20 protein-coding genes are annotated in these 21997 nt (G+C 62.5%); 2 read left to right on the top strand and 18 right to left on the bottom strand.

Features of this window, described 5'->3' with window-relative positions; genetic code table 11:
- Nucleotides 1-762 carry a Smr/MutS family protein gene (locus AACO21_RS15705; RefSeq protein WP_346193471.1) on the top strand — a complete coding sequence of 254 codons (762 nt, stop codon included), beginning with the start codon at nt 1-3 and terminating at the stop codon, nt 760-762.
- Between the two features lie 117 nt (nt 763-879).
- On the opposite strand, the gene AACO21_RS15700 is transcribed toward AACO21_RS15705, so the two are convergent.
- The 18 genes from AACO21_RS15700 to gyrA form a co-directional block, all read right to left on the bottom strand.
- Nucleotides 880-1218 carry a P-II family nitrogen regulator gene (locus AACO21_RS15700; RefSeq protein ID WP_346193470.1) on the bottom strand — a complete coding sequence of 113 codons (339 nt, stop codon included), beginning with the start codon at nt 1216-1218 and terminating at the stop codon, nt 880-882.
- A 24-nt stretch (nt 1219-1242) separates the two neighbouring features.
- A complete protein-coding gene (locus tag AACO21_RS15695; RefSeq protein ID WP_346193469.1) occupies nt 1243-2859 on the bottom strand; it encodes an NAD+ synthase in 1617 nt (538 codons plus the stop codon).
- Between the two features lie 18 nt (nt 2860-2877).
- On the bottom strand, nt 2878-3414 hold the full coding sequence (gene ppa, locus AACO21_RS15690; RefSeq protein WP_346193468.1) for an inorganic diphosphatase: 537 nt from the start codon (nt 3412-3414) through the stop codon (nt 2878-2880).
- A 62-nt stretch (nt 3415-3476) separates the two neighbouring features.
- Entirely contained in the window at nt 3477-4262 is a 786-nt protein-coding gene (locus AACO21_RS15685) for a 3'-5' exonuclease (protein WP_346193467.1), read from the bottom strand.
- The gene (gene cysM, locus AACO21_RS15680) at nt 4259-5158 is read right to left on the bottom strand and encodes a cysteine synthase CysM (RefSeq protein WP_346193466.1); all 900 of its coding nucleotides are present in this window, start codon (nt 5156-5158) and stop codon (nt 4259-4261) included. The genes AACO21_RS15685 and cysM overlap by 4 nt, the downstream gene beginning before the upstream one ends.
- A complete protein-coding gene (gene rfaD / locus AACO21_RS15675; RefSeq protein WP_346193465.1) occupies nt 5151-6152 on the bottom strand; it encodes an ADP-glyceromanno-heptose 6-epimerase in 1002 nt (333 codons plus the stop codon). The genes cysM and rfaD overlap by 8 nt, the downstream gene beginning before the upstream one ends.
- A gap of 9 nt (nt 6153-6161) precedes the next feature.
- Nucleotides 6162-7085, bottom strand: coding sequence for a D-glycero-beta-D-manno-heptose-7-phosphate kinase (gene rfaE1 / locus AACO21_RS15670; RefSeq protein WP_346193493.1), 924 nt, complete (start codon nt 7083-7085; stop codon nt 6162-6164).
- Nucleotides 7086-7160: 75 nt separating this feature from the next.
- On the bottom strand, nt 7161-8333 hold the full coding sequence (gene lapB / locus AACO21_RS15665) for a lipopolysaccharide assembly protein LapB (protein ID WP_346193464.1): 1173 nt from the start codon (nt 8331-8333) through the stop codon (nt 7161-7163).
- A complete protein-coding gene (locus AACO21_RS15660) occupies nt 8330-8608 on the bottom strand; it encodes a LapA family protein (RefSeq protein ID WP_346193463.1) in 279 nt (92 codons plus the stop codon). Before AACO21_RS15660 ends, lapB begins: the two co-directional genes overlap by 4 nt.
- 76 nt (nt 8609-8684) lie before the next feature.
- A complete protein-coding gene (locus AACO21_RS15655; RefSeq protein WP_346193462.1) occupies nt 8685-8969 on the bottom strand; it encodes an integration host factor subunit beta in 285 nt (94 codons plus the stop codon).
- A gap of 12 nt (nt 8970-8981) precedes the next feature.
- Complete coding sequence (gene rpsA / locus AACO21_RS15650) at nt 8982-10658, bottom strand: 30S ribosomal protein S1 (protein ID WP_346193461.1); 1677 nt, start codon at nt 10656-10658, stop codon at nt 8982-8984.
- Nucleotides 10659-10753: 95 nt separating this feature from the next.
- On the bottom strand, nt 10754-12703 hold the full coding sequence (locus tag AACO21_RS15645) for a bifunctional 3-phosphoshikimate 1-carboxyvinyltransferase/cytidylate kinase (RefSeq protein WP_346193460.1): 1950 nt from the start codon (nt 12701-12703) through the stop codon (nt 10754-10756).
- A 50-nt stretch (nt 12704-12753) separates the two neighbouring features.
- The gene (locus AACO21_RS15640; RefSeq protein WP_346193459.1) at nt 12754-13593 is read right to left on the bottom strand and encodes a DNA ligase; all 840 of its coding nucleotides are present in this window, start codon (nt 13591-13593) and stop codon (nt 12754-12756) included.
- A 2-nt stretch (nt 13594-13595) separates the two neighbouring features.
- Nucleotides 13596-14474, bottom strand: coding sequence for a prephenate dehydrogenase/arogenate dehydrogenase family protein (locus tag AACO21_RS15635; protein ID WP_346193458.1), 879 nt, complete (start codon nt 14472-14474; stop codon nt 13596-13598).
- A complete protein-coding gene (gene hisC / locus AACO21_RS15630) occupies nt 14475-15563 on the bottom strand; it encodes a histidinol-phosphate transaminase (RefSeq protein ID WP_346193457.1) in 1089 nt (362 codons plus the stop codon).
- A 9-nt stretch (nt 15564-15572) separates the two neighbouring features.
- The gene (pheA, locus tag AACO21_RS15625; protein ID WP_346193456.1) at nt 15573-16664 is read right to left on the bottom strand and encodes a prephenate dehydratase; all 1092 of its coding nucleotides are present in this window, start codon (nt 16662-16664) and stop codon (nt 15573-15575) included.
- Between the two features lie 4 nt (nt 16665-16668).
- A complete protein-coding gene (gene serC / locus AACO21_RS15620; RefSeq protein WP_346193455.1) occupies nt 16669-17754 on the bottom strand; it encodes a 3-phosphoserine/phosphohydroxythreonine transaminase in 1086 nt (361 codons plus the stop codon).
- Entirely contained in the window at nt 17755-20403 is a 2649-nt protein-coding gene (gene gyrA / locus AACO21_RS15615) for a DNA gyrase subunit A (RefSeq protein ID WP_346193454.1), read from the bottom strand.
- Nucleotides 20404-20516: 113 nt separating this feature from the next.
- On the opposite strand from gyrA, the gene AACO21_RS15610 reads away from it, so the two are divergent.
- A complete protein-coding gene (locus AACO21_RS15610; protein ID WP_346193453.1) occupies nt 20517-21857 on the top strand; it encodes a TRZ/ATZ family hydrolase in 1341 nt (446 codons plus the stop codon).
- The last annotated feature ends 140 nt before the right edge of the window (nt 21858-21997 follow it).

The following is a 21997-nucleotide window of genomic DNA, read 5'->3' as shown; positions in this document are numbered from 1 at the left end:
TTGATCGACCCGGAAGACCTCAACACCTTCCGTCAGGCGGTAGCGGATGTCGAACCGCTACCGCCGTCCAACCGCATCCAGCTGCCGCGCCCCAAGGCACAGCGTCTGCGCGCACCGCGACCGGACAAACCTGAAGACCGGCCACGCAAGGCACGCCAAAGCGATGCCTTGCCCGCCCACTGGCACAACGCCGAGCCTGCCGTGCGCCGCCCCCCGGCCAATCCGGAAGAAGCCGCCCTCTTCGCTGCCTTGCGCGGCGTGGCGCCGCTGCCGGACCGCAACCTCGCCCACATCGAACCCCGCCGCCCGCCCCCCAAGCCCCGGCAATCCCAGGCCGACGAGCAGGCGGCCCTGCACGAGAGCCTGCACGGCCCGATTGCCCTCCAGGATCGACTGGAAGGCGGCGACGAACCCCAGTACCTGCGCTTTGGCGTCGCCAGCACGGTCCTGCGCGACCTGCGCCGCGGGCGCTGGGTGATCCAGGGAGAACTCGATCTGCACGGCCTGAACCGCGACGAGGCCCGGCGCCAGATGTCGCACTTTCTGGCCGACTGCCTGCACCAGGGCAAACGCTGCGTGCGCGTCATTCACGGCAAGGGCCATGGCTCGCCGCAAAAGCTGTCCGTGCTGCGCCAACTGGTGCGCGGCTGGCTGGCCCAGCGCATCGAAGTGCTCGCCTATTGCCAGGCCAAGCCGCAGGATGGCGGCGAAGGGGCGCTGATCGTGCTGCTGCACGCGGCGAAAAAAAACGGGGCCGTTTAAACGACCCCGCTTGATCACCGGTTTGAGCCAGCCCTTGCGCATTTGCGCCTGCCCTGCCCCATCCGGTTTTGAGCGCTCGACGACGGTCGACCGTCGCCCAAGGCCCAGGTTGCTTGCTTAGATGGCGGATTCGTCCGTTTCGCCGGTGCGGATACGGACAACCTGCTCGACCGAGGTGACGAAAATCTTGCCGTCACCGATCTTGCCGGTGCGGGCCGCCTTGATGATCGCCTCGATGGCGCCGTCCACCTGAGCGGCGGTCACAACGATCTCGATTTTCACCTTGGGCAGGAAATCGACCACGTATTCGGCACCGCGATACAGCTCGGTGTGGCCCTTCTGGCGACCAAAGCCCTTCACTTCGGTGACGGTCAGGCCGGTGATGCCGACTTCCGACAGGGCCTCGCGGACTTCGTCCAGCTTGAACGGCTTGATGACTGCTTCGATTTTTTTCATGTTCCCGATCCTCTCAAAACAAATTCAGTATTCGTCCGCATAGCGGTTGGTAATAGGATAGCGCCAATCCTTGCCGAAACCACGCGGTGTGATGCGGATGCCCACCGGCGCCTGACGGCGCTTGTATTCGGCAATGCGCAACAGGCGCACGACACGGCGTACATCGGCCTCGGGCAAGCCGGCTGCGATGATCTCGCGCGGGCTGCGGTCTTCTTCCATGTAGGCCTTGACGATGGCGTCGAGCACCTCGTATTCGGGCAGCGAATCCTGATCCTTCTGGTCCGGCTTCAGTTCGGCCGAGGGCGGCCGCACGATGATGTTCTCCGGGATCACCGGGTCGCCGGCGCAGAGGCTGTTGCGGTAGCGCGACAGGCGATAGACCAGGGTCTTGTAGACATCCTTGATCACCGCGAAGCCGCCGGCCATGTCGCCGTACAGCGTGCAGTAGCCAACGGCCATTTCGGACTTGTTGCCGGTGGTCAGGACCAGCTTGCCGGTCTTGTTGGAGAGCGCCATCAGGATATTGCCGCGGATGCGGGCCTGGATGTTCTCTTCCGTGGTGTCGCTGGGCAGGCCGGCGAACAGCGGCGCCAGCATGGTGTCGTAGGTGGCCATCGCCGGGGCAATGGCGATTTCGTCGTAGGTGCAGCCCAACTGGCGGATCATCTCGCGCGAGTCGTCCAGACTCATCTGGGCGGTGTAGGGCGACGGCATCATCACCGCATGCACCTTGTCGGCGCCGAGCGCATCGACGGCGACGCAGAGCGTCAGGGCCGAATCGATGCCGCCGGAAAGGCCGATCAGCGCGCCCTTGAAGCCGCTCTTGCCGATGTAATCGCGCACACCAACCACCAGGGCACGATAGGCTTCGGCTTCGGTCAGCAGCGGCTCGGCCAGATCGCTCGAATAGAGCGTCCCGGCTTCGCCCAGTTCGACGATGCCCACGGCTTCGTCGAAGGACGGCAGACGCATGCGGACTTCGCCGCGCGCATCGAGGGCAAAGGAACCGCCGTCGAAAACCAGTTCGTCCTGGCCGCCCACCAGATTGCAATAGACCGCGGGAATGCCCGTGGCCGCGACACGCTGCCCGAGGGCATCAACCCGTTCGCGCGTTTTGCCGAGATGCAGCGGCGAGGCATTGAGGACAAGGAGCACCTCGGCACCGGCGGCACGGGCCGACTCGGCCGCGCCGGCAGCCCAGATGTCGGCGCAGATGTTGATGCCGCAGCGCACGCCATTGAGCGTCACGACGCAGGGCTCGGTGCCCGCAGCGAAATAGCGCTGCTCGTCAAACACATCGTAGTTGGGCAGGCGATTCTTGCGGTAGACCGCAATTTTTTGCCCATTTTCCAGGACGCTGGCTGCGTTGTAGCAGCGTCCTTCATGTTCTTCCGGGTGGCCGACGATCACGGGCAGCGGCGCACGGGCCGCCAGATCATCGAGCGCCCGCTGGCTTGCCCGGTAGAAATCGGGGCGCAACAGCAGGTCTTCCGGGGGATAGCCGCAGAGCGCCAGTTCCGGCGTCAGCAGCAGATGGGCGCCGCGGGCTTTCGCCTCGGCGGCGCAGGTCAGGATGCGTTCGACGTTGCCCGTCAGGTCACCGACGGTGGCGTTGAACTGGGCAACGGCGATACGCAGCATACAGCTCAACCTGACAGATTACTTGGCTTCGGCCTGGTAGCGGGCAACGCCGTCCATGACTTCCTTGCGGGCTTCTTCAATGCCTTGCCAGCCCAGCACCTTGACCCACTTGCCCTTTTCCAGATCCTTGTAGTGCTCGAAGAAGTGAGCGATCTGGTTGCGCAGGATTTCCGGCACGTCTTCGAAGCTCTTGGCATCCTTGTACAGCGGGGTCAGCTTGTCGACCGGCACGGCCAGCAGCTTGGCGTCCTGACCACCTTCGTCTTCCATGGCCAGCATGCCCAGCGGGCGGCAACGGACGACGACGCCCGGCGGCAGGGCGAACGGGGAGACGACGAGCACGTCAACCGGGTCACCGTCACCGGCGATGGTGTTGTTGATGTAGCCGTAGTTGCACGGATAGTGCATGGCGGTACCCATGAAGCGATCGACGAAGATCGCGCCGGATTCCTTGTCGACTTCGTACTTGACCGGATCGGAATGGGCCGAAATCTCGATGATGACGTTGAAATCATCGGGGAGGGACTTGCCGGACGGAACGTTGTTGAGTGCCATTGCTAGATCTCTCTGCGTTGTTGAGTTAGAACTGGTAATTATAGCGCCGACCACGGCGTCATTCAGCCCCAGGCAGCCAGAAACTCCTGCCAATGAGGTGCGCCGATCTTGTCGAGGTGGGCCCGGATGAACTCGGTTTCACTGCGCTCCTCGTCAGCCGTCAACTCGCCGCGCAGGCGGCGGAAACGGTTATAGACGAGATAGGTATTGACGACATCGGTCTCGCAGTAATCGCGAATACCGGCGATTCCGCCGTCCTGCCAGGCATCCCAGACCTTGCCGCCATCCATGCCGAGCTTGCCGGGAAAGCCGAAGAGCTTGGCCAGTTCGTCGAGCGGCGCGTTGGCGCGGCCGTTATAGAGGGCCAGCAGGTCCATCAGGTCGAGATGGCGGGTGTGATAGCGGCTGATGTAGTTGTTCCACTTGAACTCGCGCGAATCGGCATAGTTGCCGTCGCCCATGTCCCAGTAACGCGGCGCCGAGACGCCATGCAGCATGGCGCGGTAATGCAGCACCGGCAGGTCGAAGCCGCCGCCGTTCCACGACACGATCTGCGGCGTGAATTTCTCGATGCCGTCGAAAAAGCGCTGGATGATCGCGCCCTCGTCGAGATCGGGCTCGGAGAGCGACCAGACCTTGAACCCGTCCATCGTGCGCAAGGCGCAGGAGATGGTCACCACCCGCTGCAGGTGCAACTGCAGGAAGTCGTTACCGGTCCGGGCCCGACGCTGCTGGAAGGCGAGCGCCGCGACCTCGGCATCGGAGAGCTCGGCCGGCAGGTCATTCAGACGGCGGAAGCCGGCGACATCGGGAATGGTCTCGATGTCGAATACCAGGACGGGCATCATGCCGGAAACACCCCGGTCGACAGGTAGCGATCGCCCCGGTCACAGATGATGCTGACGATGGTGGCGTTTTCCAGCTGCTGCGACAGGCGCAGTGCCACGGCGAGTGCGCCGCCGGAGGAAATACCGGCAAAGATGCCTTCCTCGGTGGCCAGCCGACGCGTCATTGCCTCGGCATCGGCCTGGCTGACGTATTCGATACGGTCAACGTTGGTCGGGGCATAGATTTTCGGCAGATAGGCTTCCGGCCATTTGCGGATGCCGGGAATCTGACTGCCTTCGTCCGGCTGACAACCGACGATCTGGATGGCCGGATTTTTTTCCTTCAGGAAACGGCTGGTGCCCATGATGGTCCCCGTCGTCCCCATGCTGGACACGAAGTGGGTCACGCGCCCGTCGGTATCGCGCCAGATTTCCGGCCCGGTGCCTTCATAGTGGGCAATCGGGTTATCCGGATTGCCGAACTGGTCGAGGATGATGCCCTTGCCTTCGTCGCGCATTTTCTCGGCCACGTCGCGCGCCAGTTCCATGCCGCCATCCTTGGGCGTCAGGACCAGCTCGGCGCCGTAGGCACGCATGCTCTGGCGGCGTTCGATGCTCTGGTTTTCCGGCATCACGAGAATCATGCGGTAGCCCTTGATCGCTGCCGCCATGGCCAGTGCGATGCCGGTGTTACCGGAGGTCGCCTCGATCAGGGTGTCGCCCGGCTTGATGTCGCCGCGCGCCTCGGCGCGCTGGATCATCGACAGGGCGGGCCGGTCCTTGACCGAACCGGCCGGATTGTTGCCTTCCAGCTTGGCCAGGATGACATTGCCGCGTACGTCGTTGTCCGCGCCCGGAATGCGCACCAGGCGCACGAGCGGGGTGTTGCCGACGAAGTCCTGCAGGGTTTTATACATGCTTGTGCAGCCACTCGATATATTGGGAAACGCCCTCCTCGACCGTGGCCATCGGCGCCTCGTAACCGGCTGCGCGCAGGTTGCTCAGGTCGGCCTGGGTGAAGGCCTGGTACTTGCCCTTCAGGGCTTCGGGGAAAGCGGTGTATTCGAGCAGGCCCTGGCTGCGGAGTTCCGCCAGCGTGAGCGGCGCCTCGTTTTTGGCCTTGCGGCAGCCGTTGACCGCCGCCACGGCGACATCGTTGAAGCTCTGCGCCCGCCCGGAGCCGAGGTTGAAAATCCCCGACTTTTCCGGATGGTCCAGGAAGAAGAGATTGACCTTGGCCACATCGCCGACGAACACGAAGTCGCGCATCTGGCCGCCGTTTTCGTAGCCGTGCGAGCCTTCGAACAGCTTCACCTTGCCTTCGGCACGGAACTGGTTGAAGTTGTGGAAGGCCACCGAGGCCATGCGCCCCTTGTGGTACTCGCGCGGGCCATAGACGTTGAAGTAGCGGAAACCGACGATCTGCGAAGACGGATTCTTTTCCAGGCGCTGACGCACGATCTGGTCGAACAGGAACTTCGAATAGCCGTAGACGTTGAGCGGGCCTTCGTACTGACGCTCTTCCTTGAAGACGCTGCTGGCGCCATAGGTGGCGGCCGACGAAGCGTAGAGGAACTGGACGTCCTGGTCCTGGCACCAGTCGAGCAGGATCATGGAGTAACGGTAGTTGTTCTCCATCATGTAGCGGCCATCGGTTTCCATGGTGTCGGAACAGGCGCCTTCGTGCAGGATGGCCTCGATCTCGCCGTCGTAATGACCGGCCTGGATGCGGGCAATGAAATCCTGCTTGTCGACGTAATCGGCGATGTCGCAATCGATCAGGTTCTTGAACTTGTCGGCCTTGGTCAGGTTGTCGACCGCGATGATGTTCTTCACGCCGCGCTCATTGAGCGCCTTGACGATGTTGGAACCAATGAAACCGGCGGCACCGGTCACGACGATATAGGACATGAGCGCTCCTTAAAGGGCTGCAAGTAATTCTTGGCGGGTGACGACAGCCGTCCCCAGTTTGCCGACCACGATGCCGGCGGCAATGTTGGCGACACGAATCGCCTCGGCCCAATCGGCCCCGGCAGCGAGCATGACGGCCAGCGTGGCGATCACGGTATCGCCTGCACCGGAGACATCGAAGACTTCACGGGCCAGCGCCGGCTGGTGGTGAACCTCGTCGGCAAAGAGGGTCATCCCCTCTTCGCTGCGCGTCACCAGCAGCGCCTCCAGACCGAGATCGCCGCGCAGCTTGGTAGCCTTGGCGGCGAGTTCGGCCTCATCTTTCCAGCTGCCGACCACCTGCTTCAGCTCGCCCCGGTTCGGGGTGATCACGGTGGCGCCGGCGTATTTCGCCCAATCGTCGCCCTTGGGATCGACCAGCACCGGCTTGTCGGCAGCGCGGGCAATACGGATCATCTCCGCGATGTGCGTCAGCCCGCCCTTGCCGTAGTCGGAGAGGATCACCACATCGCACTGATTGACCCGGCTCTCGAAATCGGCCAGCTTGGCCTGCAGGATTTCGTGCGACGGCGGGGTTTCGAAATCGATGCGCAGCAATTGCTGCTGGCGGCCGATGACGCGCAGTTTGACGATGGTGTCGATATCGGCATCGACATGCAGGCCGGCGTCGATCTGGCCCTCTTCGAGCAGTCGACCGAGGGTGCGTCCGGCATCGTCATCGCCGACCACGGACAAGAGTGCAGTCACGGCGCCCAGCGAGCCGGCATTGCGCGCCACGTTGGCCGCACCGCCCAAACGCTCCTCCTGGCGCTCGATCTTGACGACCGGCACCGGGGCCTCCGGGGAAATCCGGCTGACGTCACCAAACCAGTAACGGTCGAGCATCACGTCGCCGACCACGAGCAGGCGCACCTGCGCCACTTTTTCCAGCATGTCGCTCACAGTATGTTCCGTTCCATTCATTCAACGCGATGGCCGGGCGGCCATCCAATCTGTCCGACGGTCCACTCACATGGACTGGTCAAATTCCTCCGTCCGGCGTGGCGGATAGGTTTCCCACCCGCCGCAGGCCGGACAGCGCCAGTAGAACTGACGCGCCTTGAAGCCGCAGTCGTTACAGCGATAGCGCGACAGACGGCGGGTATAGCCCTGGATGATGGTGCGTGCCAGATCGACATCGCTCCGCACCTCAGGCGGCGCAATCGGCAGATGCGCCGTCATCAGCTTTTCCAGGCCAAGCAGGCTCGGGTTACGCTGCAGCTCGGCGCGCACCAGGCGATAAGCCGCCTCATTCCCTTCATTCTCCAGAACCAGCTGATAGACCACTTCCAGCAGGTCGAGCGAGGCATAGCGTTCGAGATAACCGCGCAACAAGGCAATCCCCTCCTCGCGACGGCCCAGTTTGCGATAAGTTTCGAGCAAACGATGGGCGACCAAGGCCAGATAAGGGGGATCCTGCTGCTCGATGCGCTGCCAGGCGGCAATCGCTTCATCCAGCTGACCGGACTGCAAAGCCAGATCACCGAGCAGGAGACTGGCCCGCACACATTTGCGGTTTTGCTGCACGGCCGCCTCCAGATGGCTCCGTGCCTCTTCCGGGCGGGAGCGCATCAGTTCGTCTGCCGCCAGCTCACAGTAAAACTCGGCGATATCCTGCTGCGTCACAAACTCGGGCAGTTCGCGGGCAATCGTGATGGCTTTCAGCCATTCCTTTTCAACCTGGTAAATCTCCAGCAGGTTACGTTTGGCTTCCTGGGCGTAGTCGCTCTCCAGGAGCTTGTTGAAAATTTCTTCGGCGCGATCAAGCAGACCGGCCTTCAGGAAATCCTGCCCCAGTTCGGACAAGGCATGCAAACGAACGCCCTCTTCGATATCCGGGCGGTCGATCAGGTTCTGGTGCATGCGGATGGCGCGATCGGTCTCACCGCGACGGCGAAACAGGTTACCGAGTGCAAAGTGCAGCTCCACGGTTTCCGAGTCGACCTTGGCCACTTCCAGGAAAGAATCGATGGCCTTGTCCGGCTGCTCGTTGAGCAGGAAGTTCAGGCCCTGAAAATAAGAACGCGGCAGGGCACGGGATTCGTGTACCACCTGTCGCATATCGACGCGCGCCGCCGCCCAGCCCAGCCCAAAAAAGAGCGGGATCAGCAGCAGCTGCCAGTATTCAAAAAGATCGTTCATGCGGCCGGAGGGGGTTCCGGAAGAGAGACAGCGGGCTTGGCCAATTCACGCTTCAGGCGTGCAATTTCGCGGCGCTGGCGAAACAGCGTACCGACAACGGAAAGCACACCCAGCACGGCGCCACCGGCAAAGAAGGCCAGCAGCAGAATGACCAGCGGTGCTTCCCAGATCTGCCCGGGCAGCAGATTGAGCACCACCACCCCGGAATTCTGGAGGGCAAACAGCACCAGTACGGCAAAGATGATCAGGCGGATCGCCCAGGTCAAAGCTGTCATGAGTATCAAAATAAAAAAGGGCAGTGAAACCGGTTCACTGCCCTGAATCTACCACATTGCGCCGGCGCGGGGCGCGTCAGATCTCTTGATCGACGCGCTCGCGCAGTTCTTTTCCTGCCTTGAAGTGGGGAACCCACTTGGCAGGAACACTGACCTTCTCCCCGGACTTGGGGTTACGGCCCGTGCGCGGCGGCCGGTAGTTGAGCGCAAAGCTGCCGAATCCGCGGATCTCGATACGATCCCCGCGCACCAGGGCGTCGGACATCGCATCGAGAATCATCTTGACCGCAAAATCGGCATCTTTCGCCACCAACTGCGGAAACCGCTCCGCCAGCCGGGCGATGAGCTCGGATTTGGTCATGCTTTCGCCTTATCAGCCTTGCTGGTTCAGCTTGGCCTTCAGCAGCGCACCCAGGTTGGTCGTACCGGAAGCAGCCGAGGAATCAGCAGCCAGCTTCTGCATGGCTTCGTGCTGTTCAGCTTGATCCTTCGCCTTGATGGACAGGCTGATACCACGGGTCTTGCGGTCGACGTTGATGATCATGGCTTCGATCTCGTCGCCCACCTTCAGGTGCTGCGACAGATCGTCGATACGATCGCGGGAGAACTCGGAAGCACGCAGGTAGCCTTCGTTTTCGCCATCGAGGGTGACAACGGCGCCCTTGGCATCAACGGTCTTGACCGTGCCACGGGTGACGCTGTTCTTCTCGTGGGTAGCGATGAAGTTGGCGTACGGGTCGCCTTCGAGCTGCTTGATACCCAGGGAGATACGCTCCTTCTCGACGTCGATGCCGAGCACAACTGCCTCGACTTCGTCGCCCTTCTTGAAGTTGCGGATCGCTTCTTCGCCAGACTGGCTCCAGGACAGGTCGGACAGGTGAACCAGACCGTCGATGCCGCCAGGCAGACCGATGAAGATACCGAAGTCGGTGATCGACTTGATGGCGCCACGGACCTTGTCGCCCTTCTTGTGGTTCATCGCGAAGTCATCCCACGGGTTCGGCATGCACTGCTTCATACCCAGGGAGATACGGCGACGCTCTTCGTCGATCTCGAGGATCATGACTTCAACTTCGTCACCCAAGGCAACAACCTTAGACGGGTGAACGTTCTTGTTGGTCCAATCCATTTCGGAGACGTGCACCAGACCTTCGATGCCCTGCTCGATTTCAACGAATGAACCGTAGTCGGTCAGGTTGGTGACCTTGCCGAACAGGCGGGTACCAGCCGGGTAGCGGCGGGCGATGCCAACCCACGGATCGTCGCCCAGTTGCTTCATGCCCAGGGAGACGCGGTTCTTCTCGGCGTCGAACTTGAGGATCTTGGCGGTGACTTCGTCGCCCACGGCCAGCACTTCGGACGGGTGACGGACACGGCGCCAGGCCAGGTCGGTGATGTGCAGCAGACCATCGATGCCGCCCAGGTCGACGAATGCGCCGTAGTCGGTGATGTTCTTGACGATACCCTTGACGACGGTACCTTCCTTCAGGTTTTCCATCAGCTTTTCGCGATCGGCGTCAGCGGTGGCTTCCAGCACGGCGCGGCGGGACAGCACGACGTTGTTGCGCTTGCGATCCAGCTTGATGACCTTGAATTCCAGGGTCTTGCCTTCGTACGGGGTGGTGTCCTTGACCGGACGCATGTCGACCAGAGAGCCCGGCAGGAAGGCGCGGACACCGTTGGACATGACGGTCAGACCGCCCTTGACCTTGCCGGTGATCGTGCCGGTCACCAGGGTGTTTTCGTTCAGAGCTTGCTCAAGGAAGTTCCAGGCTGCGATGCGCTTGGCGCGATCACGCGACAGGCGGGTGGCGCCGAAACCGTCTTCCAGCATTTCGATGGCGACTTGAATGAAATCGCCTTCCTTGACTTCGAGTTCGCCCTGATCGTTCAGGAATTCCTCGACCGGAACGTAGGATTCGGACTTCAGGCCGGCATTGACCACGACGAAGTTGTGATCGATGGACACCACTTCAGCAGTGATGACTTCGCCTTGGCGCATTTCCTGACGGGCCAGGGACTCTTCAAATAGTTGAGCAAAAGATTCCATTACGGAGAGACTTTCATGCCACGAACCGAACGGCCCGCAGCGGGTTGAGGTTTAAAAATCGTTGCCGATCATTGCGACCGGCAACGCCGTACTGCTTACTGCACTGCTGCTTCTGCCGCCCAATCAAGCACCTGCTGCACCGCTTCCTCAATCGAAAGCGACGTGGTGTCGAGCAACTTGGCATCAGCTTCCTGGCGGAGTGGCGCTACGCTGCGCTGCGCATCGCGCGCGTCACGTTCGCGAAGGTCCGCCAGAAGGTCGGGGAGATTAGCAGAGAAACCCTTGCCGATCAACTGTTTATAGCGACGATCCGCGCGCGCCTCGGCACTGGCCGTCAGGAAGACCTTGAGGACCGCCTGCGGGAAGACCACCGAGCCCATATCCCGGCCATCACCGACCAGCCCCGGCGCACGGTTGAAGATGCGCTGACGGAACAGCAAAGCCTCGCGGACAGCAGGCAATGCCGCCACTTTGGAGGCTCCGGCGGAGATCGCTTCGGTACGGATGGCATCGCCCACCGCCACACCATTGAGGCGGATGTCTTCACCGATGAATTCAACATCAAGTTCTGCGGCAATCGACGCGACACCGGCTTCATCCGCCCAATCCACCTCGGCCCGATGGGCTGCCAGCGCAGTCAGGCGATACAGCGCGCCGGAATCGAGATAGGCAAAGCCGAGCGCCGCCGCCACCCGGCCGGCGACCGTCCCCTTGCCGGACGCCGAGGGGCCGTCGATGGCGATGACCGGCGCCGCGCGGGTGACGCCGGCAAAGCGCTGAAAATAATCCGGGAAGGTCTTGGCCACGCACTTGGGATCATTGATGCGCAGCGGCGTCCCGAAGGCAGCCAGGGAGAAGCACATGGCCATGCGATGGTCGTCATAGGTGTCGATGCCTTCCGGCGGCGATGCCAGACGGTCGACCGGCGTCACGCGGATGAAATCCTCGCCCTCTTCCACCTCGGCACCGAGCTTGCGCAGTTCGTTTGCCATCGCGGCAATGCGGTCGGTTTCCTTGACGCGCCAGCTGGCGATATTGCGCAGCACCGTCGTGCCCTTGGCGAACAACGCCGCCGTCGCCAGGGTCATGGCGGCATCGGGAATATGGTTGCAATCGAGGTCGACCGCCTGCAGACCGCCGGCCGGCGCCTGGGCCGACATCCAGTTCGGCCCCATCTCGATCACCGCCCCCATCTGCGCCAGCGCATCGGCAAATTTCACATCGCCCTGGATGGAGTCGCGACCGACCCCTTCGACGCGCACCGGACCGCCGCCGATGGCGCCCAGGGCGAGGAAATACGAAGCGGACGAAGCATCGCCCTCGACATAGACCACACCCGGCGACACATAGTGGCTGCCGGCCTTGACCGTAAAGCGCTGCCAGCCGTCACGCACCACCGTGACGCCAAAACGCGCCATCGTGGCCAGCGTGATCTCGATATACGGTTTGGAAATCAGCTCCCCCACCACGTCGACCGTCACCGTCTCGCCGGTCAGCGGCAAGGCCATCAACAGGCCGGTCAGGAACTGGCTGGAGACATCGCCGCGCACCTGGACACTGCCGCCCGGACGAATGCTTGCCGGCTTGAGATGCAGCGGCGGATAACCGTCGTTGCCGAGGTAGGTCACGTCCGCACCCAGCTGACGCAGCCCATCGACCAGATCGCCAATCGGGCGCTCATGCATGCGCGGCACGCCCTTCAGGATGTAATCGCCGCCGGCCAGCGCCAGGGCGGCCGTGAGCGGACGGAAGGCGGTGCCAGCATTCCCCAGGAAGAGTTCGGCCTGCTTGACCGGGAAAACACCGCCACAGCCGGTGATGCGCCACGCCTCATCGCCCAGCGACTCGACCCCCACGCCCAGCGCCTGCAGGGCCTCGAGCATGCGTTCCGTGTCGTCGGAAGCCAGTAGGTCGCGCACTTCGGTCACGCCGGCAGAGAGCGCCGCCAGCAGCAGCACGCGGTTGGAAATGCTCTTCGAGCCGGGCAGGCGCACCGTGCCGGCAGCGGACAGCAACTGGGGAAGGTCGAGGAATTCGTGGCTCACAACATCACCCGCACAAAGGAGAAGCGCGGGATTTTAGCGCATGCCGCCGCTCAATCCGTCCGGATACGGAGAAAACTGGCGAATCGGGGCAGCCCGCTGGCCGTCAGTTCGCGGTAGCGATAGGTCACGACACTCCCCAGAGGCGGCGGAGCATCGCGCTGGGCATCGGTAAATCCCGTGCCGATCGACAGATGGCGCCCATCCGGCAAACGCAGGCGCACAGCCCCCAGACGACCGGCGTGACGCCCCTTGCCCGGCAGATGCGCGACGACCACACCTTCGGCATCCAGCCAGGGCTTCACTTTGAGCAAGGTATCGCTGCGGCCGGTTTCATAGGATGCATCGGCACGATGCAACATCAGGCCTTCACCACCAGCCTTCAACACATCGGCGAGCATTTTGGCCACCTGGCGACGGTCGACCGCCGGACGCTGCTCAATCGCCTGCAGCCAGGGCAACTGCGCCGACTGCACCACAGCCTCGATCTGGCGCGCCCGTGTGGCGAAATCGCCCGGCGCGCCCGGCAGTTCGAAAATCATGTAGCGCACCTGGCGCCACTCTTCATCGACCGGCACCGCCTTGCGCACGATGCCGGACAAGCGCTCGAAGGTGCCGCGTCCGGCCCACAGCTCGCCGTCGAGCGGCACTTTGGGCAAAGCAGCGATGAACCACTCGGGCGCTGCCACGGGCAAACCGCTGCGAAAACGCAGGTGCTCGCCATCCCAGATCGCACGCACACCATCGAGTTTTTCACTGACCAGATAGGCACCGACATCGATGCCCTCGCGATAGACATTCGCGAGCAGGATCTCCGGCGCTGCAGCCGGAGCAAGCAGCGGCTGCAGCGCGACCCAGCATCCAAGGATGAGGCAGCGCAGCAGCCGTGACATGATCAGCCGCCCGCCCAGTCGCGCCGGGCCTGCCGGGCAATGCCGAAAATTTCTTCGAGGCGCGAGCCGTCGTTGTCCGAGAGCGCCGCATGCAACTCATCGAGCTGACGGCGATAGCTGTCGAGTTCGCCCAGCAGCGCCGTGCGGTTGGCCAGACAGATGTCGCGCCACATTTCCGGATGACTGGCCGCGATGCGGGTGAAGTCGCGAAAACCGGAGGCAGCAAAGGTAAAGAAGAGGTCCGCATCGTCACGCACAGCCAGGTCATGCACCAGCGCGAACGACAGGAGATGGGGCAGATGACTGACCGCCGCGAAGACACGGTCGTGCATCTCGGGCGTCAGTTCATAAATGTCCGCCCCGCACAGCGACCAGGCGCGCTTGACGCGATCCAGCCGCTCGTCGTTGTTCTCCGGCAGCGGCGTGACCACCACTTTCTTGTTCTGATACAGATCCCAGCGCGCCGCACTCGGGCCGCTGTTCTCGGCGCCGGCAATCGGATGCGCCGGGACGAATTTCCCGATATGCCCCTTGAACGCCGCACGCGCCGCCGCCACCACATCGCCCTTGGTCGAACCGCCATCGGTGACGATGGTGTTCGGCCCCAGATAGGGGGCAATGCGGTTGAAAATTTCCGGCATCTGCGCCACCGGCGTGGCGACCAGGACGAGGTCGGCATCACCGATCTCATGTGCCGGATTGATCCCGGCCCGGTCGATCACGCCCAGCGCCTGCGCCGCCTTCAGCGTGGCGGGGGTGCGACCGAAACCGACCACCTCCTCCACCATGCCGGCTTCTTTCAAGCCCAGGGCAAAGGACCCGCCGATCAGGCCGGTGCCAAAGACAACGACCTTGCCAAACTCGGGCAGCCCGGCGTCCATTTACAGCGCCTTCTGCAGCGCCTCGATGAAGCGCGCGTTTTCCTCGGCCTTGCCGATGGTCACGCGCAGCCACTCGGGCAGGCCATAGCCGGCAATCGGGCGAACGATGACGCCCTGCTGCAGGAGTTTCTGATTGACCGCAGCGGCATCGCCGGCACGGAAGGTCACGAAGTTGCCGCAGGAGGGAATATGTTCCAGGCCGAGTTGATCCAGCGCCGCGACAATCTGCGCCATGCCGGCACGATTGAGCTCGTAACTCGCGTTCAGGAAATCCACATCATCCAGCGCGGCAAGCGCGCCGGCCAGGGCCAGGTTGTTCACATTGAACGGCTGGCGTACGCGGTTCATCAGGTCGGCCACGGCGGCCGAAGCCAGACCATAGCCGACGCGCAGACCCGCCAGGCCGTAGATCTTGGAGAAGGTGCGGCAGATCACCAGATTCGGGAAATCAGCCAGCCAGGCGGCGGTATCGACCCGTTCGGCCGGCGGAATGTATTCGTTGTAAGCCTCGTCGAGCACCACCACGACGTCCTTCGGTACGCTTTCCATGAAGGCGCGCACGTCGGCATAGGGCAGGAAATTGCCGGTCGGGTTGTTCGGGTTGGCAATCCAGACGATGCGCGTATCAGGGCGAATCGCCGCGCGCATGGCGTCGAGATCGTGGCCATAGGCCTTGGCCGGCACGGCGATCAGTTCGGCGCCGGTCGACAGTGTGGCGAGCGGGTAAACCGCGAAGGCATGCTGCGAAAACACGGCAGAACGCCCCGGCGCAAGAAACACGCGGGCAATCAGGTCGAGCACGTCGTTCGAGCCGTTGCCCAGCACGACCTGGTTCTGCCCCACCCCGCAACGACCGGCCACCTTGGCGATCAGGTCGAACTGATCCGGGTAGCGCTCGATCCCGGCAACGGCCGCCTCAACGGCCTGACGCGCCTTCGGGCTCATGCCCAGCGGGTTCTCGTTGGAAGCCAGCTTGACGATGCGCTCGACCGGGATACCCATTTCGCGGGCCAGTTCGGTGATCGGCTTGCCCGGCTGATAGGGCGAAATGGCACGAACGTAGGACAGGGCGTTTTCAACGAGACTCATGGATCACTCTCAGTAAACGGCAACCGGGTAGGAGCCGAGGATCTTCAGGTAAGCGGCGCGGCCGGCCAGGGCGTCGAGCGCCTGCTTGACGGCGGGCTCGTCGCGGTGACCTTCGACATCGACGTAGAACACGTATTCCCAGAGCGCGTGGCGGGCCGGACGCGACTCCAGACGGCTCATCGAGACACCGGCATCGGAGAACGGCAGCAGGAGGTCGTGCAGCGATCCGGTGCGGTTCGGCGCGGACATGATCAGGGAGGTCTTGTCGCGGCCGGAAATGCCGGCATCCTGACGCCCCATGACCAGGAAGCGCGTCGTGTTGTTCGGCTCGTCCTCGATGTTCTCAGCGAGCTTCGGCAACTGGTAGCGGGCGGCAGCGGCCTCACCGGCGATCGCCGCAGCCCCCGGCTCTTCGGCGGCCTTCTGGGCAGCCTGGGCATTGCTGCCGACCGAGATGCGCTGGGCATTCGGCAACATGCGGTTCAGCCATTCGTGGCACTGAGCGAGCGACTGGGCGTGCGAATACACGCGCGTGATCTGATTCAGATCCGTCTCGTTGGAGAGCAGGTTCTGGTGAATGCGCAGGACCACTTCACCGCAGATTTTCAGCGAGGAACCGAGCAGCAGGTCCATGGTGCGACCGACAGCGCCTTCCGTCGAATTCTCGACCGGCACCACGGCGTAATGCGCATGCCCGGCTTCAACTTCGCGGAAGACATCGTCGATCGAGACTTGCGGCAGCAGGCGGGCGGCATGGCCGAAATGCTTGGTCGCCGCCGATTCGGAAAATGTCCCCAAGGGGCCGAGAAAGGCCACGCCGAGCGGCTGTTCGAGCGACAGGCAGGCCGACATCACTTCACGGAAGAAGAAGGTGATGTTCTCGTTCGGCAACGGCCCCGGATTGACATCCTGCAGGCGACGCAGCACCTGCGCCTCGCGTTCCGGACGATAGATGAACCCGGCGTCGCCAAACTCCGCCTTGATCTCGCCCACTTTCTGGGCGCACTGCGCGCGCGCATTCAGCAGGCGCAGCAGTTCGCTGTCGATGTGGTCGATGTCGGCGCGCACGCCGGCCAGTGCTGTCTGCAGATCGTCGCTCATCGGCTCAGCCCTTGCGCTTCATAAAGTCGTTCATGAAATCGACCAGCGCCTGCACGCCGGCGAGCGGCACGGCGTTGTAGATCGAGGCACGCATGCCGCCCACGGACTTGTGGCCTTTCAGGGAGGCCAGACCCACGGCCTTGGATTCGGCCAGGAAGGCAGCGTCCAGCGCTGCATCGGCCAGCACGAAGGGGACGTTCATGCGCGAGCGGCAATCCGGATCGACCGGGTTGGTATAGAAACCGCCGGACTGATCGATGCAGTCGTACAAAATACGGGCTTTTTCGATGTTGACCGCCTCGATGGCCGCCAGACCACCCTGCTGCTTGAGCCACTGGAAAACGAGGCCGGCGATGTAAATCCCGTAGGTCGGCGGCGTGTTCAGCATGGAGCCGTTCTCGGCCATCACCGCGTAATCCATGACGGTCGGCGTCGACAGCGGCGCCATACCGAGCAGATCGCGATGGACGATGACCAGCGTGACGCCCGACGGGCCAATGTTCTTCTGAGCGCCGGCGTAGATCAGGCCGAATTTTTCAACCGGCACCGGGCGCGACAGGATGTGCGACGACATGTCTGCCACCAGCGGCACGCCCACATCGGCAATCCGCTCGGCCGGAATTTCGACGCCGTGAATGGTTTCGTTGGTACAGACGTGCAGATAGGCAGCGAACGGATCGAGCTTGATTTCCTCACCGGTCGGCAGACGGGTGAAATTGCTCGCTTCCGTGCTCGCGGCGACCCGCACCGTGCCGATACGCTGCGCTTCCTTGACGGCCTTCTTGGACCAGGAGCCGGTCACGATGTAATCGGCCGAGCGGCCGGCCAGCAGGTTCATCGGAATCTGGGCAAACTGCTGCGTGGCGCCGCCCTGCAGGAAGAGCACCTTGTACTGCTCGGGAATCCCCATCAACTCGCGCAGATCGGCTTCGGCCTGCTCGATGATGGCGGTGAATTCCTTGCCACGGTGACTCATCTCCATGACGCTGCATCCCGCGCCATGCCAGTCCAGCAATTCTTCCTGCGCCTGCTTGAGCACCGCTTCCGGCAAGGCAGCCGGGCCGGCGCTGAAATTCCAGATACGGCTCATTTACGCTTCTCCACCTGCTTGCTCGTCGCCCGACTCGGCTGCCGGTGCGGCATCCGTTGCGCCGGTTTCGGCCCCATTTTCGCCGTCGACCGTCGGGGCCTCGGCATCCACCTCAGCCACGGATTCCGCCACTTTTTCCAGACCAGCCAGCTTTTCGCCTTCATCCAGCGCAATCAGGGTCACACCCTGGGTTGCCCGGCCCATGCCGCGAATCTCGGAGACGCGGGTGCGGATCAACACGCCGCCGGTCGTGATCATCATCACTTCGTCGTTGTCATCAACCAGCTTGGCGCCGATCACGGCACCGTTGCGCTCGCTTTCGGCAATCGCCTTGACGCCCTGGGTGCCGCGACCGGAATGACGGAAGTCGGCCAGCACGGTGCGCTTGCCGAAACCGTTCTCGGTCGCCACCAGCACCGACTGCTGATCGCTCTCGGCCACCAGCAGGGAAATCACGGCCTGACCATCCTGCAGCTTCATGCCGCGCACACCACGGGCGCCACGGCCCATCGGGCGGACATCGCCCTCATCGAACCAGACTGCCTTGCCAGCATCGGACACCAGCACGATGTCGCTCTGGCCGGTGGTCAGTTCGACGCCGATCAAATAATCGTCATCCAGCAGGTCGACCGCAATGATGCCGGCCTTGCGCGGGTTGGAGAAGTCGGACAGCGGGGTCTTCTTGACGGTACCCGAGCGGGTGGCCATGAAGACGAACTTGTCGTCGGCAAATTCCTTTACCGGCAACACGGCGTTGATCTTCTCGCCCTCTTCGAGCGGGAAGAGATTGACGATCGGCTTGCCGCGGCTGTTGCGGCTGCCCTGCGGCGCTTCGTAGACCTTGAGCCAGTAGCAGCGGCCGCGGTTCGAGAAGCACAGGATGTAGTCATGGGTGTTGGCCACGAACAGATGATCGACGAAATCTTCATCCTTGATCGCCGCGGCCTGCTTGCCGCGTCCACCGCGCTTCTGGGCACGATAGTCGGCGAGCGGCTGGGCCTTGATGTAGCCACCGTGCGACAGGGTCACAACCATGTCGGTCGGGGTGATCAGGTCCTCGATACCGAGTTCCTGAGTATGCAGCACGATTTCCGACTTGCGGTCGTCGCCGTATTGCTCACTGATCTGGTTCAGTTCATCGACGATGATCGCCGTGATGCGTTCCGGCTTGGCCAGGATGTCGAGCAGGTCGACGATCTTGTCCATGACTTCCTTATATTCGCCGACGATCTTGTCCTGCTCGAGGCCGGTCAGGCGCTGCAGGCGGAGTTCGAGAATGGCCTGGGCCTGGGCGTCGGAGAGACGATAGCCCTGCTCGGACAAACCGAACTCGGGGGCCAGCCCTTCCGGACGAGAAGCATCGGACGAGGCGCGCAGGAGCATTTCCTCGACGATGGGGCTGCGCCATTCGCGGCCCATCAGGCTGCGCTTCGCATCCGGCGGCGTTGGCGCGGCCTTGATCAGGGCGATGATTTCATCGACGTTGGACAGCGCAACGGCCAGACCTTCGAGGATATGCCCGCGCTCGCGCGCCTTGCGCAATTCGAAGACCGTGCGACGGGTGACCACTTCGCGGCGGTGCGACAGGAAGCATTCCAGCGCCTGCTTCAGGTTCAGCAAACGCGGCTGACCATCGACCAACGCCACCATGTTCATGCCGAAGGTGTCCTGCAGCTGGGTCTGCTTGTACAGGTTGTTCAGCACCACCTCGCCGACTTCGCCACGCTTCAGCTCGATGACGATGCGCATGCCGGACTTGTCCGACTCGTCGCGAATGTCCGAAATGCCTTCGATCTTCTTGTCGTTGACCAGCTCGGCGATCTTTTCGATCAGGCTCTTCTTGTTCACCTGATAGGGAATCTCGTCGACGATCAGCGCCTGACGGTCGCCCCGGCCGATGTCTTCAAAATGGGTACGGGCGCGCATGACGACGCGACCACGGCCGGTGCGATAGCCCTCGCGCACCCCCATCACGCCGTAAATCAGACCGGCAGTCGGGAAATCCGGCGCCGGGATCAGGGCGATCAGGTCATCAATCGAGATGGCCGGATTTTCCAGCAGCGCCAGGCAACCACGCACCACTTCGCGCAGGTTGTGCGGCGGCACGTTGGTCGCCATCCCCACCGCGATACCAGCCGAGCCGTTGATCAGCAGGTTGGGAATCCGGGTCGGGAGAACAGAAGGCTCCAGTTCCTTGCCGTCGTAGTTGGGTTCGAAATCGACCGTTTCCTTGTCGATATCGGCCGTCAGATCGGAAGCAATGCGCTCCAGGCGGCACTCGGTGTAACGCATGGCCGCCGCGTTGTCGCCGTCGATCGAACCGAAGTTACCCTGACCATCGACCAGCGTGTAACGCAGGGAAAAGTCCTGCGCCATCCGGACCAGGGTGTCGTAAATCGCCGAGTCACCGTGCGGGTGGTACTTACCCATGACCTCACCGACGACGCGGGCACATTTGACGAAGGGACGGTTCCAGACATTGTTCGTCTCGTGCATCGCGTACAGCACACGGCGATGCACCGGCTTCAGGCCATCCCGCGCATCCGGCAAGGCCCGGCCGACGATCACGCTCATCGCGTAATCGAGATAGGAACGCCGCATCTCGTCTTCAAGACTGATCGGCAGGGTTTCTTTGGCGAATTGATCCATGACTCACTATCGCATCGCTTGCGCGATGACACATCGGGTTGAACGGCACAGCGCGAACTGAGCGCAATTTTTTATTTTAACATGCGCGCATGCCGCACCGAGAGCCTAATGCCATGACAAACACCCCCCAGAGCATCGATCTGCTGATCGAGGCCCGCTGGATCGCCCCGGTCGACACCGATGGCCTCCTCAAAAATCACGCCGTGGCCGTCCATCAGGGACGCATCCTCGATCTCTTGCCCAGCGGCGAAGCGCATCTGCGCTACAGACCCGCCGAACGGGTTCGGCTGGATGATCACCTGCTGATTCCCGGCCTGATCAATCTTCATGCACACGCCGCCATGAACCTGATGCGCGGCCTGGCAGACGACCTGCCGCTGATGGATTGGCTGCAACACCATATCTGGCCGACCGAGGCCGAGCACGTCTGCGCCCAATTCGTCCGCGACGGCACCCGACTTGCCTGCGCAGAAATGCTGCGCGGCGGGATCACCTGTTTCAACGACATGTATTTTTTCCCGGACGCTGCCGCAGAAGCCGCCGCAGAACTGGGCATGCGCGCGATGCTGGGCATCACCACCCTCGAATTTCCAACCCGCTACGCGAGCGATGCCGAGGACTATCTGACGCAAGGCCTGGCCACACGAGAACGCTGGCTCAATCACCCTCTGATTGGGTTCTGCCTGGCGCCACACGCCCCTTACACGGTCAGCGACACCACCTTTGAACGGATTGCCACCCTCGCCGGCCAGTTGAATTTGCCAATTCATTGCCATATTCATGAAACCGCGCAGGAAATTACCGAGGCGCTCGAACGCGATGGCATTCGCCCGCTGGCGCGCCTGCACAAACTGGGCATCACCGGCCCGAATTTCATTGGCGTGCATGCGGTCCACATGAACGATGAGGACCTCGCCTGCATCGCTGAAAGCGGCAGCTACCTCGCCCATTGCCCGACATCGAACCTGAAACTGGGCAGCGGCATTGCATCTGTCGTAAAAATGCAACAATCCGGCATTGCCGTCGGCCTGGGAACAGACGGGGCCGCCAGCAATAACCGACTGGACATGTTCGGCGAAATGCGCCTGGCCGCCCTGCTGGCCAAAGGCACGAGCGGCGACGCGAGCGCCCTGCCCGCCCTGGAAGTACTGCGCATGGCCACGCTCAAAGGCGCCCAAGCCTTGGGACTGGGCCACAAAATCGGCTCAATCACCCCAGGAAAGGCAGCAGACCTGTGCGCGGTTCAATTGAATACACTGGAAACCCGCCCCTGCTACGACCCGCTTTCCCACCTCATCCACGTTGCCGGCAGGGAATGCGTCAGCCATGTCTGGGTCAACGGACGCTGTTGCGTAGAGCACAAAAAATTACACAGCATTGAGCAAAATGACTTGGAGTCGTCAATTGCGCTATGGCAAAATAAACTGGAAGTCCGTCGTAAGGCTCCTGAGTAAGCATTGAGGCGGGTTAACGGGTTTTCGAATTTTTCGAATATTTTTCTTCAACGAGGGAAAACAATGATCAAGAATATCGCCAAGAAGTCCCTGGTGCTGGCCCTGCTGGCCGGTATCGGTTTCTCCGCCGTCGCTCAAGA

This window comes from Dechloromonas sp. ZS-1, from assembly GCF_039649255.1.
GTDB lineage: Bacteria > Pseudomonadota > Gammaproteobacteria > Burkholderiales > Rhodocyclaceae > Azonexus.
Note: the sequence above shows the minus strand (reverse complement) of the source record. Positions and strands in the feature narration are given on the sequence as shown.